The sequence below is a fragment of the Rossellomorea sp. NS-SX7 genome, assembly GCF_052828565.1.
This window is the reverse complement of record NZ_CM128249.1, coordinates 464,558-477,868: the sequence shown is the minus strand read 5'-3', so window position 1 is coordinate 477,868 and position 13,311 is coordinate 464,558. Positions and strand designations below refer to the sequence as shown.

Sequence of the window (13,311 nt, the reverse complement as noted above, 5' to 3'; positions counted from 1 at the left end):
TTAACCCTAAACCCTTTTCATTTTTAAAGAAGGACAACAAATATAAAAAATCCGTCAGCCTTAGTTAGCTCACGGGCAACATGGGTCATGGTACCAGCCACCATGACCCGCTATCTAATTTTCCGCTGCCTTATAATTCCCACTATTATAGGAATGAGCACGGAAAGTAATATCACCGGCAGCAACCACACTCCAAACCCGTTCCCCCAGCCAAGTGCGAGCGAAATCGATTCAAATACAATCAAAGAAAAAATGAGTAAACAAATATTTTTAGAACTGTTAATCATTTTTCTGCTCAGCAAGTAAAACTGTTCGGCATTCTCTTCATTCAACCGGGCTGGATGGTTATGTGTCTCAGGAAATTTCTCAATAACTTGCATGAGCACTGCAACGAATGCACCTATTACCGGCAGGATGAGCAGCTCCATTTTTGACCCCCAACGATCCACTTCTCCCAGCGCATTGAAATGGGCTGGCACTTTGTCAGGTATCTCGTTCCACTTGTAGATCAAAAAGAGAATCGAACCTAAATAAATTGAGTAACCAATGATGTCCCATATCCACTCAATCTTCGTTTTTGATAATTCTATTTTAGGTCTATTTCTTGAGCTTAACACCTTCCACGCACCACCTATTCCTCATCAGGACTGCTGTAGACCTTTAGTCGATCAACGCCCCCGCAATCTCCATCTCCGCTCACCCAACGCATACACCACCATCATGATCACTCCTGCACCAACCGCAACCACTAATCCCAGAATCCCGGCAAGTCCAGCCCATCCAACAACTGTGACTTGAAAAAGAAGAAAGTACCAGAATCCACCGAGTATGATGGCGAGCGGTACATTATGCGGAAATAATCGCTTCCAGAGGATACCGAGTAATACAGTACACAGACCCAAGATCACAGCAAACACTAAAAGCTCCTGATCCCACCGGATCTCGATGCGTGACTGCATCCCATCATACGCATCCGGCGTTGCATTCATCATGCTGCCGAACGTGTTCCCTGCAAACACCATACCCGCCAGCACAAAAAGCGCGAGTACCGTCCAGTTAATCGTTTGGACTTCTTTTTTAGCGCTCAAAGATATTCCCCCTACAGATCCGTCTACCTACATCTTACAGTTAATTCCATATTAATCCAATACCATTCATCCAAATAAAAAAAAGAGCCCTAACCAGGCTCCAGACCATTCAAACTCTCAAATGCAGCACATGCTGAGGACCTTTTGGCCCCTCATAGATTTCATCCTCATCGACAAACCCCGTCTTTAAATACAGACTGATCGCCGCTTCATTCCGTTTATTCACACCAAGGACCACTTCATTGATGTCCGGCAGATTGTCCCTGATGAATCCCGGCAATAAAGTCAGGCCCTTCTTTGCAAGCCCTCTCCCCTGCTGCCTCGAATCGATCGAGAAGGAGGTCAATAAGCGTGCATGGGGATTATCACTATACTTATGTAATTTTGTTCCGTCTTCCAGAGCAAAGTAACCGACCGGTTCGTCGCCCTCAAGGATCATGACATGGACCGTGTTCCTCGAGATGGCGGGATGATGGATTTTCTCCATCGGCATGCTGGTGAATTCCAACTGTTGGTCAGGCAGTTGAAACGCGGCAAGCTGTTTCATGTATCTTTCGCTGTACTGTGCCAGCTTGACAGTCGGCTGAATAGATTTGATTTCCATCTTAAATCCTCCAATATTTGGTTTATAAATTCATAGTATCAATTATATCAGAGGGACAGCGTTTTCCTGTAAAAATAAAACAGTCACCTTTGACCTTCTATCGAAAAAACCTGAAACTCATGACTAGATCGTTCGATAAGAAAAATTTCATGATCCTCTTCAATACTGAATACAGCGGTACCCACCTTTAGTGTATTAGATGAATAATCCTCCACAGGCATCACATCAGAGTCGACCTTGGATTGAACCGTACCTATCTTCTCTTTTAACGTATATTCACCGGTTCGGACGGTTCCTTGACCATAGTATGGATTTCCGTTTATGACTACTACAGAAGCAGTCGATGCTTCTGATCCGGGCTGACACCCCATCATGAAGGCTATTAACAATGTAAATCCCATGAGGAGACTCCTCATCGTACTCACTCTTACTTCTCCTCCGTTCTCCTCAATATCCCCAGATACTCCTTCCAAGGCCCCACATCTTCCTTGTATCGATTCGAGAACACCCGCACAATCTGTGAGAGATGGGTCAAGTCATGGACCGCCCAGGTTGAGATCAATTCCTGTGCACTGACCTTGCCGAAAGCAGGGTGCATCCCCGTCTTGTCGAGGGAATGGCGCTGTTCAACTACTAACTCTTTCAACTCTCTCACATTCCCAGACCTGAGTGCAGCAAATTCCGCCAGCTTGTCTTCAAGGCTCATTCCTTCATCTTCTGCCAAGTGTGAAAAACGATCGAATACAGGGAACACCGTGCTTTCCCCTTCATGAAAAATCATCTTCAACCGTGGAATCCAATTTTGTTTCTCCCCTTCGATCAAATGCTCGACGACTTCAATCGCATTCCAGGTCCCCTCCCCTTCATGACATTCCAGCCAGTCCGCCGACAAACCCATGAGGAGAGATTGGAGGGTTTTCGGGGTATTTTCCAGGATCTCGATTGCTTGATTTAATTCAAAGTTCATAACCTTTTCCCCTTTTCAATAAAATCTTCTATAACATAGCTGCTGCCTGCCTCCGGTCCATCAACGCTCCAGCTTGCCCGGGGGCAGACTTATTTTTCACACAAACGATCAATCTCTTGACTTAAGTCAATGAGGACTTTATCAATCAACATTACAATTAATCTTGAAATCATCTTTGAGGAGGTTTTTTTATGAAAACAACCATCAACCAAAACAGACGACAAAAGGCTGCCATCCTTTCAGGCGCGGCTTTGCTGATCATGACGATCTCGGCATTTTTCTCTTATGGGTATGTGCACGGTTCGATCGCTAGCGGGGATGGTATCACTACACTAAAAAACATCCAATTATCCGGCTCATTGTTTGAACTAGGGATCATCGGATGGATCGTCATTATTCTGATGGACTTATTGGTGTCATGGGGATTCTATGTTTATTTGAAGCCGATCCATCAAGGATATGCAATAGCCGCTGGCTGGCTGCGCTTGCTTTACACCGTCATGCTTGCAACAGCCGTATCACATCTCGTTATGGCTAACAACACCGCCGGAGAAGCGTCTTTCAATGGATCGGTGGATATCACCGCATCAAAGGTTATGGCATCGTTTGCATCCTTTGAATCCATCTGGTCAGCGGCCTTGATCATTTTCGGGCTACATCTCATGGCTGTCGGTTTTGCCGCATGGAAATCAAAGCACATTCCCAAAATAATCAGCAGCTTGGTCATGGCAGCTGGAGTGAGCTACATACTGGTTCATCTCATGTATCGGGCCCTGCCTCAGTTTGAAGGTGTAACGATGCTGCTTGAAACGATCCTGATGGCACCGATGTTGATCGGTGAACTGGGTTTCGGTATTTGGCTGTTGGTGAAAGGAAGAAAAGTGACGTCTGCCGATTAATCTACCACTCTCAGGTGGCCCGACCGTTTTTTTATCCGGCTGAGGGACTCCGGCGTAATTCCAAGATAACTGGCCAACTGATACTGAGGCACCCTGTTAATGAGGCCAGGTCTCTTTTCAAGCAATGCATTGTATCTTTCTTCCGGTGACGAGGAGATAAAGGAAGCAAAATGGTCATGCATGGCCCCGATATCCTCTTCCATCATTTTTCTCGTCATCGCTTGTAACACCGGATGTTCATCATACATGTCCTGCTCTATAGACAAATCACCCACGACGAGGATACAGTCTTCCAGACAGCTCAGTGAATAATTGGAGGCTTTATCGATGGAATGCTGGTTGAAAATCGTAACGCTCTGTTCTTCCGTGAAAAAATTGAAGGTGGTCTCTTTACCATCTGCATCTACCGCATATTGGCGGACACAGCCTGTTAATACAAAATAACATCTATCGGGGACTTCACCTTGATGCAATAATACCGTACCTTTCTTAAAGGCAGCTACAGGAACGTTGTCCGTAAGTTTAACCAGCTCTTCTTCACTGAGGTTTGAAAAACGTTTCATGTACTGAATGAGGACATCTTTCATCGTTGAACCTCCCTCTCATATTTTTTTCTCTGTATTTTATTACATCAAGAAGCTGAACGGAAACTCGTACACCGGGGATCCCGCCCCTTTCAATGGCTGGCCACCTTCGTCTTTTCCAAATACTCTTTCAAACAATCCAAATCCTTCGCACATGCCTTCTTAAAAGTTCCCGCCATCAATTTGCCCAGCCATTTTGACAGACCGGCCAATCCTCTGATTTCACCAAGTAACGTAACCTCAGTTTGACTGCCTGATGAAGTCAACAGATATGTAAATACAAATTCCCCTTTGCCTGTCGTTCCTTTCGTACCGTCGCACCTGAGCACAATCTTATCCGGTTCTTTCAGCTCCACTACCTCAAAATATTCAGAGGCTTCTTTGCCGAACATCTTTCTTGTTTCCTTCCACTCGCTGCCTTCAAGCAACGGACCTTCATCCATGCGCTCGATTGCCACTACACCCTTCATCCATATCTTGGCTGCTTCGAGGTCCAGCAGGCTTGCATAGACTTCTTCTTTGGAAACCTGAAAGTTTTTTTTCACTTCGAATGGAATACTCAAATTGAACGACCTCCTAAGATTTCATGCTATTAAATAGTGTATTTGACAAGTTGGACTTCTTTCCTTCTTTTTTCATCATGATTTCAAAATAACGTTCTCGCGCTTCCGAAGAGGCAGAACCTCATCAAAGCTCAGGCACACTCTCTTCTCACTTAACCAACGCAGCCCTGAGATCCACTCCGAACTCCATGTATCCCTTTAAACAACTCAACATATAAACCCATCCTTCTTTGTTGTCCAATAGGCTCTCTATGAAGCCGTCATCATCCTCATCAAACCCTTCCTCCATGACTTCTACAATCGTCCCTTCATTTTCAGATGGAAGGAAGTTGATGGTGACGATATGTCCCCCTGCCCACTCGAAAACAATTTTTTCATTTTCGAGGATTTCTTTTATATGAATCTCGCCTTGGGCATCATATTCTTCGTATCTCAAGGTGATCGTCTTCCCCTCTGTCCAACGCTCTGAGCTCGTAGAAAACCAGAAATGCCCGATCTTCTCAGGATCAACAAAAGCCTCAAAGATGTCATTTGCCGGTTTCAGGATGTTCATTTTCGTTCGATTGTTCATTGATCTCAACCCGCTTTCATTTTTTTTATGGATGGGTCCGCTATGTTCCTATGAATATAAAAATAGTGCTCCATTCATCATTTCTAGAAGAAGTGATGAACTTCCTACTTGAAACTCGAATTTTGGAGGTGCACCTTGTACATAATAGGAAGCATGCAACAATGCTTCTCGCTTTCAATCTATGTGGCAGTCCAATATAATAGAAAGTAAGAATTTTCATAATTATCCTACTTCTACTTAAAACATTTCAATGGAAAAGAAGGGAGATTGGAAAATGGAAAACCATAACAGACCAGACCAAAAAGAACACAGTGCTGCATCAGGGGAGTGTCCTGTCACACACCATAAGGACAGCGCGATCACGACGACGACGGATCCGCGCGGGACGACGAATAAAGACTGGTGGCCGAATATGCTCAACCTGGGCATCCTCCGCCAGCATGACAGAAAATCGAATCCGATGGGGGAAGACTTCAACTACCGTGAAGAATTCTCGAAACTCGATTACGATGCGCTGAAGAAAGACCTTCATTCTTTGATGACAGACAGCCAGGATTGGTGGCCGGCCGACTACGGTCATTATGGTCCATTCTTCATCCGCATGTCCTGGCATGCAGCAGGTACATACCGCGAAGGCGACGGCCGCGGAGGAAGCTCATCCGGTTCACAGCGCTTCGCACCATTGAACAGCTGGCCAGACAACGTCAACCTGGATAAAGCACGCCGCCTGTTATGGCCTATCAAGCAAAAGTACGGGAACAAGATTTCCTGGGCGGACCTGCTTGTGTTGACAGGTAACGTAGCTCTTGAGTCGATGGGCTTGAAGACATTTGGATTCGGTGCGGGGCGTGAAGACATCTGGCATCCCGAAGAAGATGTGTATTGGGGCACAGAGAAGGAATGGCTGGCAGACAACCGCTACTCCGGCGACCGCGACCTTGAAAAACCGCTCGCTGCCGTACAGATGGGTCTGATCTATGTCAATCCGGAAGGTCCGAACGGAGAGCCTGATCCGCTAGGAAGTGCCCGCGACATCCGCGATACATTCGGCCGGATGGCGATGAATGACGAAGAAACGGTGGCACTCATCGCAGGCGGCCACACATTCGGGAAAGCCCACGGTGCCGGTGACGCTTCCCTTGTCGGCGATGATCCGGAAGCGGCGACGATGGATAAGCAAGGGCTCGGCTGGCACAGCTCACACGGCAGTGGAAAAGGGCGCGACACGATTTCAAGCGGTGTCGAAGGTGCCTGGACGACGAACCCGACGAAATGGGATAACGGCTACTTCGACCTCTTGTTCGGATACGAGTGGGAGTTGACGAAGAGTCCGGCGGGTGCTTCCCAATGGGCACCGGTCAATATGACGGAAGAGCATATGGCCCCTGACGCAGAGGACCCGTCCATCCGAGTGAAGACGATGATGACGACAGCCGATATGGCCTTGCGGATGGATCCTGATTATGAAAAAATTGCACGCCGATTCCACAAGAAACCGGACGAATTCGCCGATGCCTTCTCACGTGCATGGTTCAAACTGCTACACCGCGACATGGGGCCTAAAGACAGATACATGGGGCCTGAGGTGCCGGAAGAAGATTTGATCTGGCAAGACCCTGTTCCGGCAGTCGATTATGAACTATCCAATGCTGAAGTCGCTCAACTGAAAGAAAAAATCCTGAACTCCGGATTATCCGTGAGCGAACTCGTGAAAACAGCCTGGGCTTCAGCGAGCACATTCCGCGGCTCCGATATGCGCGGAGGCGCGAACGGTGGACGCATCCGTCTCTCCCCTGAGAAAGACTGGGAAGCCAACGAACCACAGCAGCTGGAGAAAGTCCTCGGTGTCTACGAAGACCTCCAAAGCGGACTGGACAAGAACGTCAGCCTGGCCGACCTGATCGTCCTCGGCGGAAACGCAGCCATCGAAAAAGCGGCAAAGGATGCAGGTTTCAATGTGACTGTCCCATTCACACCAGGACGCGGCGACGCCACACAGGAGCAGACGGATATCGACAGCTTCTCGGTATTGGAGCCGGTATCGGATGGATTCCGAAACTATCAGAAGCAAGAATACTCCATCAGCCCTGAAGAAATGCTCGTCGATAAATCCCAGCTATTAGGCCTGACTGCCCCTGAAATGACCGTCCTGCTAGGCGGCATGCGTGTCCTCGGCACCAATCATGGCGGAACGGACCACGGCGTATTCACCGACCGCGTCGGCACCCTTACCAACGACTTCTTCGTGAATCTGCTGGACATGGGCATCGAGTGGAAACCGGCAGGCTTCAACCAATACGAAGGTCGCGACCGCAAAACAGGCGAAGTCGTTCGCAAAGCCTCACGCTTCGACCTCGTCTTCGGTTCAAACTCGGTTCTCCGCGCCCTCGCCGAAGTCTATGCGCAGGATGACAACAAAGAAAAATTCGTCCACGATTTCGTGTCCGCCTGGGCGAAAGTAATGGATGCCGATCGATTTGATGTGAAATGCCAATAAACTGTTTTTAAAAAGCCTGGCCCCCGATATGAGAGCATAACGTTCGCTCTTTCCGGGGCCAGGCTCTTTTTTTGAAAATGACACTAATAATCGCTTCAAAACAAGTCAATTAGCCTCCTTCCCCCGCCCGATTCAAAGTATTCATAAAGATAACCGGCAAGACTCCACGATTATTATCAAAAACAACTCTTTTATTATCAAAAACCTTTTTCACTATCGCGCGGTAAGAGTCACATCTCAAAAACAAACAAAAAAAGACCCCGCTCCACCAACCAGGCAGGGCCCCGTACCCATTCACTTCTCTTCAAAGGGATGAACCACCGGCTTAAACCCACCCAGCTCAACCAATTCCTTCTTCCCATTCACAGTGACCACGAAGAAATCTTCCCGCTCCGTCCGTTCAATCTTCTCCACGGTCCACCCTTTTTCGGAATAAAACTCTTCTATTTCCATCCGCTCATACTTCGATACCTCGTGTGGATCCCGCTGCTTCCGTTGCACGGATGCCGCAGGAGCAGACGGCATCAATATCTGAGGTCCGGATGGTTCCCCTTGATTGAATATACCTTGCAAAAGCTTGATGATTTCTGCAAAACCCAAGAACACAATCCCCCATACCAATCCATTAATGAACACGCCAAACCCCAACAAGCCCTGTATATTCCCCCAACCCAAAGGAACAAACATATCGTTCATTCCGTAATACAAACCAGAGATGATCCCAATCGCGATGCAGGCCACACCCACAATGGTAAGCGCGGAAGCCACCTTATTTTCTTTACTGGTCAAAGCGTTTCCTCCCCATCCTCTTTTATAAAATTACTAGTTTCTGGTAACTTATTCTTCCTGAGGATGCGGATTTCCTTTATTTCAAAAAAGCATGTAATGAATTCCTGTGTAAAAAATAAGGGCCTGTCCCCGGTATGAACACATAGCATACCGGCAACAGGCTCCAAAACCTATTTCTTATCTATTCAAAAATTTCACACAAACCGGCTCTGGAACTTTGACTCCGGACTGCAGCAGTTGGAGCCTTCCCGTCTCTTGATCCCTGCCGAATAACGTCAGTGTGTTCGATTTCTGGTTGGATGCCACAAGGAATTCTCCCGTCGGATCCAGTACAAAATCACGCGGCCAATTGCCTTCAGTGGACGTCCATTCTACAAAGGTCAACTTCCCTGAATCCTGGTCGACATTATAGACCGCGATGCTGTTATGTCCGCGATTTCCAGCATAAACGAACTGCCCATCTTGTGAAACGTGAATGGCACTTCCATCATTCGTTTCATTGAAGTCTTCAGGAATCGCAGGAATGTATTGCTGTTCTGAAAAACGTCCATCCTTCTCATCATAGTGCAGCACAAGGACCTCTGAGCTAAGCTCCGTCATGACATAGGCGAATTTCCCATTCGGATGGAACGCAATATGTCTCGGACCACTCCCAGGCTTCGTTTCAAATACTGCTGCCTCCGTTAACTCACCATTCCTAACCCCGTACGTGTAAACACGGTCACTTCCGAGATCGACCGCGATCACATATTTGCCGTCCGGAGTGAAACCTGCATAATGCATATGTGGCTTCTCCTGTCTTTCATGCGGTCCAGATCCCCCATGCTCGATACTGGAGATCAGTGATTGAAGCGAACCATCCTCATTCGTCAGGTAGGATTCGATCATCGTTGTATGATAGTTGGCCGTCACCACCGTGCGGCTCTCGTGATCCACACTCACATGACATGGATTGGCGCCGGCAGTGCTGTGACTGTTCAATTTTGTCAGACCGCCAGTTGAAGAATCGAGTGAAAAGGCAGTGACCCCGCCATTTTCACCCTCTTTGGAGACGGCATACAGATTCTTGTTATCTCCACTCACCGTCACATATGTAGGATTGTCCACTTCAGCGGCAAGCGTCACATCCGTGAGTTCTTTTTTATCTGTATCAAGTGTGAACTGATACACTCCTTTACTTTCCTGCTTTGTGTATGTACCAACATATCCGATATAGTTTGTCATTGAAAAACACTCCTTATGAGCTTTAATAAAAATCCATCATTACTACTTATACCACTATAACAAAAAAATCAGGCAGCATAAAAACAGCACACCTGAATTTTCCCAACCTTTCAACTCACCATATACACAGTGGCTGTTCTCAAGCCACTTTTCATACAAATGCCAGAAGGAAACCCCGCCTGCCACTACTTCGGAATGACATCCTTATATAAAAAACGATCCCGCTTCGTCACATGATCCGGCGACACCCGCTCTTCCCCCAATTCATACTCAATCGGAAAGGAAAAGTTCGGACCGTCATACACAAACGAGTGAAACTCGCCATTCTCGCCGCAAATATCCTGGGTTTCCACAGGATAATCCCCGATAAACGACTCATCATAGACCCTCCCGGCGAAGGACCGATCGATTTGATCCATATCGACACATGTAATCACCGTCTTGAAGGAAAGATCGATAAATTCGCGGCTGATCTCCTCAACAGGCCGATTCCACAAGGGAAACACCGGGGTTATTCCCGTCCCTGTCATCATGGTTTCCCTGTATTCCCGGACATCCTTCAGGTGGATATCCCCGAAAACGATATGCGTGACCCCGTCATCCCTCATCTCGGAGACCGCTCTTTCCATCCGCTCCTGATACACTTCATTCGTGCATCCTTGCGGGATCCACACTTCTCTCAGCGGAATCCCCAGCGACTCAGACTGCTGCTTGAGCAGCTCATACCTGACTCCGTGAATCGAGACCCGGCCAAACCCTTCCGTCAGGGTGACCAGCAAAGAATCCACTTCATACTCAGGGTTTTGCTGTATTTTATATAATGCGAGGGTGGAATCCTTCCCACCGCTGAATCCGATCACTGTTTTCATGTTGACCTCCTGTGGTTGCTGGATTTTATGTAAATTAGACAGTGCATGTTATAAGTCGTCCTTTGTAACTGCCTTATTACTATTATTCTCTTAAAATAGTGAATTCCCTCTTATTGATCGGCTGATGTGTTCCAGTCCTCCGCAAGCGAATGTTTCGTATGACCTAACTTTTTCCAGAATTCCTGATCACTTTAAAAGATACACTCGATAGGATAAAAGCAGCAGCCACCAATGCTGGAATCACAACAAAGATACCAATAAGATCCGTTTTATAATTCCAAGGCACAAAAGCCTCCCAAAGCGCGGCCATTATATTCCATAAGATGATAAAGATAAAGACCGTAAAGGCAAAATAAATGATCTTTTCAAATAGTGTTTTCAACATATTAAGTCCCTTCCCCCATTAAATCCAACAACAGTTTAACATAAATTCCCTGTTTATTTTTTTAGAAATTCGGTTTCTTGCTAAAAAGTTGATGGCTGTTCCTGTAACACTAGCGTTTCAGTGTGCTTAAGGAAAGGCCATTTACGTTAGAAATCTGTGAACAAACTCAGCATCCAGTATAGGAAAACAAATTAGGGGACACTAAGACTGAGGTGTTCACTAATGAGAAGATCCTTGATCTTGATTCTTGCAATCCTGGCTGCAAGTTCTTGTAGTACAGCCATTGCCAAAGAGGAATATAAAAAGGTTGCAGAATCACCAAGTGAAAATATCAACGTTTATGCGAAAGAAATGAATGGTTTATATTATGATTTCAAAATCGACTTCAAAGGGACGATGTATTCAAGACCCCATTGGACAAGTGCTGCCAACAACCCTGCTTATGCTCCACAAATCATTTCCAATGACATCAACCAAGATAAAAAGAAAGAATTAGTCATCATTTTAAATAAAGGATATGGTACTGGTGTTTTGTTAGAGGATGTTTATGTTTTTCATCCTCGTTTCCGCGAGGTTCTTGTCGATAACCCCATTGCGGTCGTACTGAAGAAAGTAAAGACTACGTTATCAGCTGCCAAAGCTATGATTAAGATCGATGATAAGACCTCAACAGTTAATCTAAAACCTTTAGGAATTGATCCTGGTAACTTATTTGATGACATACGTTTTGGAAGTATCATTGATTTTGAAGTAAGGGACAATACTCTGACCGCAAAAATTGCAGGGCAAATTTCACCTGCAGGTTTTATAGGTGAAATCGTTATTGTCTATGAATATCGCGATAACATGTATCAAGCTAAATCAATTGAATTTCAACCAACAAGAACAGTAGAAAATGGAGGTTAAGAAATGTCTATCAGAAGACTGCATTTACTATTTTTTGTATCAACGATCACTTTATACACGATGCAGGGCATGATTCACAATCCCCCTAACCATGTTCAGGCAAAAGAAACCAGATATAATCACAACAGTATTAAAATTGAAGAACTCATAAATACAGTCGACTTTACCGTTCTCATCCCAGAACGATTGCCCCATAAGTACTCATTGGAAATTAAAACTTATCCTAAACGCATCAGATTACACTATATGAACAAAGATGATACTGCTCTATTGATTGGAATCGACCAAAGAAAAGCATCAAATACTCATACAGAACCTACGTTTCAAGATGTGGAAACAGTGATGATCAATGGAAACAAAGGATTTTTTAAAACCTTCAGTAACGCTCCGGGCGGTATACTTTCCTGGAGGCAGGACGGAACTTCACTTGTAATGGATAGTAACACTGCAACTAAAAAAGAAATGATTGACATTGCATGTTCAATGAAGGTTGCTAAATGAGATGTGATACTTTTTAGTTGGAAGCACTGCCATCTCAGGATCGTATGAACGTCTTCTTTTACCTCCTGAACTGTTGCATTTCATGAAAAATGCTACAAAACGTCCCCCGGAAAGCCCGGGGACGCTGCCTTATTTCTATTATTCTCTTAAAAATAGTGTTATTGATCTGCAGATGTGTGCCAGGTTACAACCATTAGAACAACCGGGCTGAAATGATGTTAGTATCAAACGCCTCTTATTCGTGAGAAATTCTGCTTCTTAAAACGTACATCTGTCCAAACGATCTCCAAGACATTTACATATACTGCTATAGATTTGAATAAATGTGTCGTTGTTAAAGGAGATAAGGATCATGTGTAAGAAAAAATCTAAAAAACCTTGCCGCAGACAAGCCCAGATCCTGCAAGAAAAGATTTGCGGCAATTTTAAAGGCATCAGCGATCCCCCAACCGTCATTCCCATATGGTTAGCCCCAACTGATGCCTATATTCACGGGACATTTGAGATCTTCAACTCCAGTTCGAGTTCTGGTCCTGTGACCGGTACGATCACCAGTCAGCCTCCATCAACTGAAATAGACGTCTCCCCCGGTAATTCACAAGCACAATCAGTAAGCAGCCCCACTTCTTTTACCATCACCGCAGCACTTGGGGATAGTGGTACATGGTGTATTCATCTTTATAAGCGCATACTTTTGTAGTAGGATTCAAAGATTAGTTGAGGCCCGTCCCTCGGTACGTTAACACTTTAGTGTACCGAGGGACGGGCCTGTTTTTATATGAAGAGATTTCACACTATGAAGTATTTTCCATAAATAAGGGTTCTAACCAGAAAACGAATAGTGTAAAATTACACTAAAAGAGT

At 45.6% G+C, this 13,311-nt stretch carries 17 protein-coding genes; 5 read left to right on the top strand and 12 right to left on the bottom strand.

Annotation, left to right across the window (positions count from 1 at the left end):
- Positions 1-110: 110 nt before the first annotated feature.
- The 5 genes from ACUXV2_RS02270 to ACUXV2_RS02250 form a co-directional block, all read right to left on the bottom strand.
- Positions 111-617: a DUF1648 domain-containing protein gene (locus ACUXV2_RS02270; RefSeq protein WP_446245450.1), complete on the bottom strand. Its 507-nt coding sequence runs from the start codon at positions 615-617 to the stop codon at positions 111-113.
- Between the two features lie 51 nt (positions 618-668).
- Positions 669-1,088 carry a hypothetical protein gene (locus tag ACUXV2_RS02265; RefSeq protein WP_446245449.1) on the bottom strand — a complete coding sequence of 140 codons (420 nt, stop codon included), beginning with the start codon at positions 1,086-1,088 and terminating at the stop codon, positions 669-671.
- A 109-nt stretch (positions 1,089-1,197) separates the two neighbouring features.
- Complete coding sequence (locus ACUXV2_RS02260; protein WP_446245448.1) at positions 1,198-1,692, bottom strand: GNAT family N-acetyltransferase; 495 nt, start codon at positions 1,690-1,692, stop codon at positions 1,198-1,200.
- Between the two features lie 83 nt (positions 1,693-1,775).
- Positions 1,776-2,117 (bottom strand): hypothetical protein, encoded by a 342-nt coding sequence (locus tag ACUXV2_RS02255; RefSeq protein WP_446245447.1) that lies wholly within the window; start codon positions 2,115-2,117, stop codon positions 1,776-1,778.
- 2 nt (positions 2,118-2,119) lie between these two features.
- On the bottom strand, positions 2,120-2,659 hold the full coding sequence (locus ACUXV2_RS02250) for a DinB family protein (RefSeq protein WP_446245446.1): 540 nt from the start codon (positions 2,657-2,659) through the stop codon (positions 2,120-2,122).
- Between the two features lie 191 nt (positions 2,660-2,850).
- Here ACUXV2_RS02250 and ACUXV2_RS02245 point away from each other — a divergent pair, with 191 nt between their 5' ends.
- On the top strand, positions 2,851-3,558 hold the full coding sequence (locus ACUXV2_RS02245) for a DUF4386 domain-containing protein (RefSeq protein WP_446245445.1): 708 nt from the start codon (positions 2,851-2,853) through the stop codon (positions 3,556-3,558).
- Here ACUXV2_RS02245 and ACUXV2_RS02240 read toward each other — a convergent pair.
- The 3 genes from ACUXV2_RS02240 to ACUXV2_RS02230 form a co-directional block, all read right to left on the bottom strand.
- Positions 3,555-4,145, bottom strand: a complete 591-nt coding sequence (locus ACUXV2_RS02240) for a Crp/Fnr family transcriptional regulator (RefSeq protein WP_446245444.1) — start codon at positions 4,143-4,145, stop codon at positions 3,555-3,557. The two genes, ACUXV2_RS02245 and ACUXV2_RS02240, sit on opposite strands and share 4 nt — an antisense overlap.
- An 89-nt stretch (positions 4,146-4,234) precedes the next feature.
- Positions 4,235-4,705 (bottom strand): SRPBCC family protein, encoded by a 471-nt coding sequence (locus ACUXV2_RS02235; protein WP_446245443.1) that lies wholly within the window; start codon positions 4,703-4,705, stop codon positions 4,235-4,237.
- A gap of 148 nt (positions 4,706-4,853) precedes the next feature.
- The gene (locus tag ACUXV2_RS02230) at positions 4,854-5,276 is read right to left on the bottom strand and encodes an SRPBCC domain-containing protein (RefSeq protein WP_446245442.1); all 423 of its coding nucleotides are present in this window, start codon (positions 5,274-5,276) and stop codon (positions 4,854-4,856) included.
- Between the two features lie 274 nt (positions 5,277-5,550).
- On the opposite strand from ACUXV2_RS02230, the gene katG reads away from it, so the two are divergent.
- A complete protein-coding gene (katG, locus tag ACUXV2_RS02225) occupies positions 5,551-7,773 on the top strand; it encodes a catalase/peroxidase HPI (protein ID WP_446245441.1) in 2,223 nt (740 codons plus the stop codon).
- A 294-nt stretch (positions 7,774-8,067) separates the two neighbouring features.
- Here the strand turns inward: katG and ACUXV2_RS02220 are convergent, their stop codons facing one another.
- The 4 genes from ACUXV2_RS02220 to ACUXV2_RS02205 all read right to left on the bottom strand — a co-directional run bounded on the left by ACUXV2_RS02220 (position 8,068) and on the right by ACUXV2_RS02205 (position 11,040).
- A complete protein-coding gene (locus tag ACUXV2_RS02220) occupies positions 8,068-8,562 on the bottom strand; it encodes a hypothetical protein (RefSeq protein ID WP_446245440.1) in 495 nt (164 codons plus the stop codon).
- Positions 8,563-8,739: 177 nt separating this feature from the next.
- Positions 8,740-9,786, bottom strand: coding sequence for a lactonase family protein (locus ACUXV2_RS02215; RefSeq protein ID WP_446245439.1), 1,047 nt, complete (start codon positions 9,784-9,786; stop codon positions 8,740-8,742).
- Between the two features lie 185 nt (positions 9,787-9,971).
- A complete protein-coding gene (locus ACUXV2_RS02210) occupies positions 9,972-10,655 on the bottom strand; it encodes a Dph6-related ATP pyrophosphatase (RefSeq protein WP_446245438.1) in 684 nt (227 codons plus the stop codon).
- A 163-nt stretch (positions 10,656-10,818) separates the two neighbouring features.
- Positions 10,819-11,040, bottom strand: coding sequence for a hypothetical protein (locus ACUXV2_RS02205; RefSeq protein ID WP_446245437.1), 222 nt, complete (start codon positions 11,038-11,040; stop codon positions 10,819-10,821).
- 240 nt (positions 11,041-11,280) lie between these two features.
- On the opposite strand from ACUXV2_RS02205, the gene ACUXV2_RS02200 reads away from it, so the two are divergent.
- The 3 genes from ACUXV2_RS02200 (at position 11,281) to ACUXV2_RS02190 (ending at position 13,147) form a co-directional block, all read left to right on the top strand.
- A complete protein-coding gene (locus tag ACUXV2_RS02200; RefSeq protein WP_446245436.1) occupies positions 11,281-11,946 on the top strand; it encodes a hypothetical protein in 666 nt (221 codons plus the stop codon).
- Positions 11,947-11,949: 3 nt separating this feature from the next.
- Positions 11,950-12,447 carry a DUF4367 domain-containing protein gene (locus ACUXV2_RS02195; RefSeq protein ID WP_446245435.1) on the top strand — a complete coding sequence of 166 codons (498 nt, stop codon included), beginning with the start codon at positions 11,950-11,952 and terminating at the stop codon, positions 12,445-12,447.
- Between the two features lie 352 nt (positions 12,448-12,799).
- The gene (locus tag ACUXV2_RS02190) at positions 12,800-13,147 is read left to right on the top strand and encodes an S-Ena type endospore appendage (protein ID WP_446245434.1); all 348 of its coding nucleotides are present in this window, start codon (positions 12,800-12,802) and stop codon (positions 13,145-13,147) included.
- Positions 13,148-13,311: the final 164 nt, after the last annotated feature.

What these genes read in the sequence shown, in the direction of transcription:
- ACUXV2_RS02260 (WP_446245448.1), bottom strand. Translation starts at nt 1,692, where the DNA reads ATGGAAATCAAATCTATTCAGCCGACTGTCAAGCTGGCACAGTACAGC.
- ACUXV2_RS02250 (WP_446245446.1), bottom strand. Translation starts at nt 2,659, where the DNA reads ATGAACTTTGAATTAAATCAAGCAATCGAGATCCTGGAAAATACCCCG.
- ACUXV2_RS02245 (WP_446245445.1), top strand. Translation starts at nt 2,851, where the DNA reads ATGAAAACAACCATCAACCAAAACAGACGACAAAAGGCTGCCATCCTT.
- ACUXV2_RS02240 (WP_446245444.1), bottom strand. Translation starts at nt 4,145, where the DNA reads ATGAAAGATGTCCTCATTCAGTACATGAAACGTTTTTCAAACCTCAGT.
- ACUXV2_RS02230 (WP_446245442.1), bottom strand. Translation starts at nt 5,276, where the DNA reads ATGAACAATCGAACGAAAATGAACATCCTGAAACCGGCAAATGACATC.
- katG (WP_446245441.1), top strand. Translation starts at nt 5,551, where the DNA reads ATGGAAAACCATAACAGACCAGACCAAAAAGAACACAGTGCTGCATCA.
- ACUXV2_RS02215 (WP_446245439.1), bottom strand. Translation starts at nt 9,786, where the DNA reads ATGACAAACTATATCGGATATGTTGGTACATACACAAAGCAGGAAAGT.
- ACUXV2_RS02210 (WP_446245438.1), bottom strand. Translation starts at nt 10,655, where the DNA reads ATGAAAACAGTGATCGGATTCAGCGGTGGGAAGGATTCCACCCTCGCA.
- ACUXV2_RS02205 (WP_446245437.1), bottom strand. Translation starts at nt 11,040, where the DNA reads ATGTTGAAAACACTATTTGAAAAGATCATTTATTTTGCCTTTACGGTC.
- ACUXV2_RS02195 (WP_446245435.1), top strand. Translation starts at nt 11,950, where the DNA reads ATGTCTATCAGAAGACTGCATTTACTATTTTTTGTATCAACGATCACT.
- ACUXV2_RS02190 (WP_446245434.1), top strand. Translation starts at nt 12,800, where the DNA reads ATGTGTAAGAAAAAATCTAAAAAACCTTGCCGCAGACAAGCCCAGATC.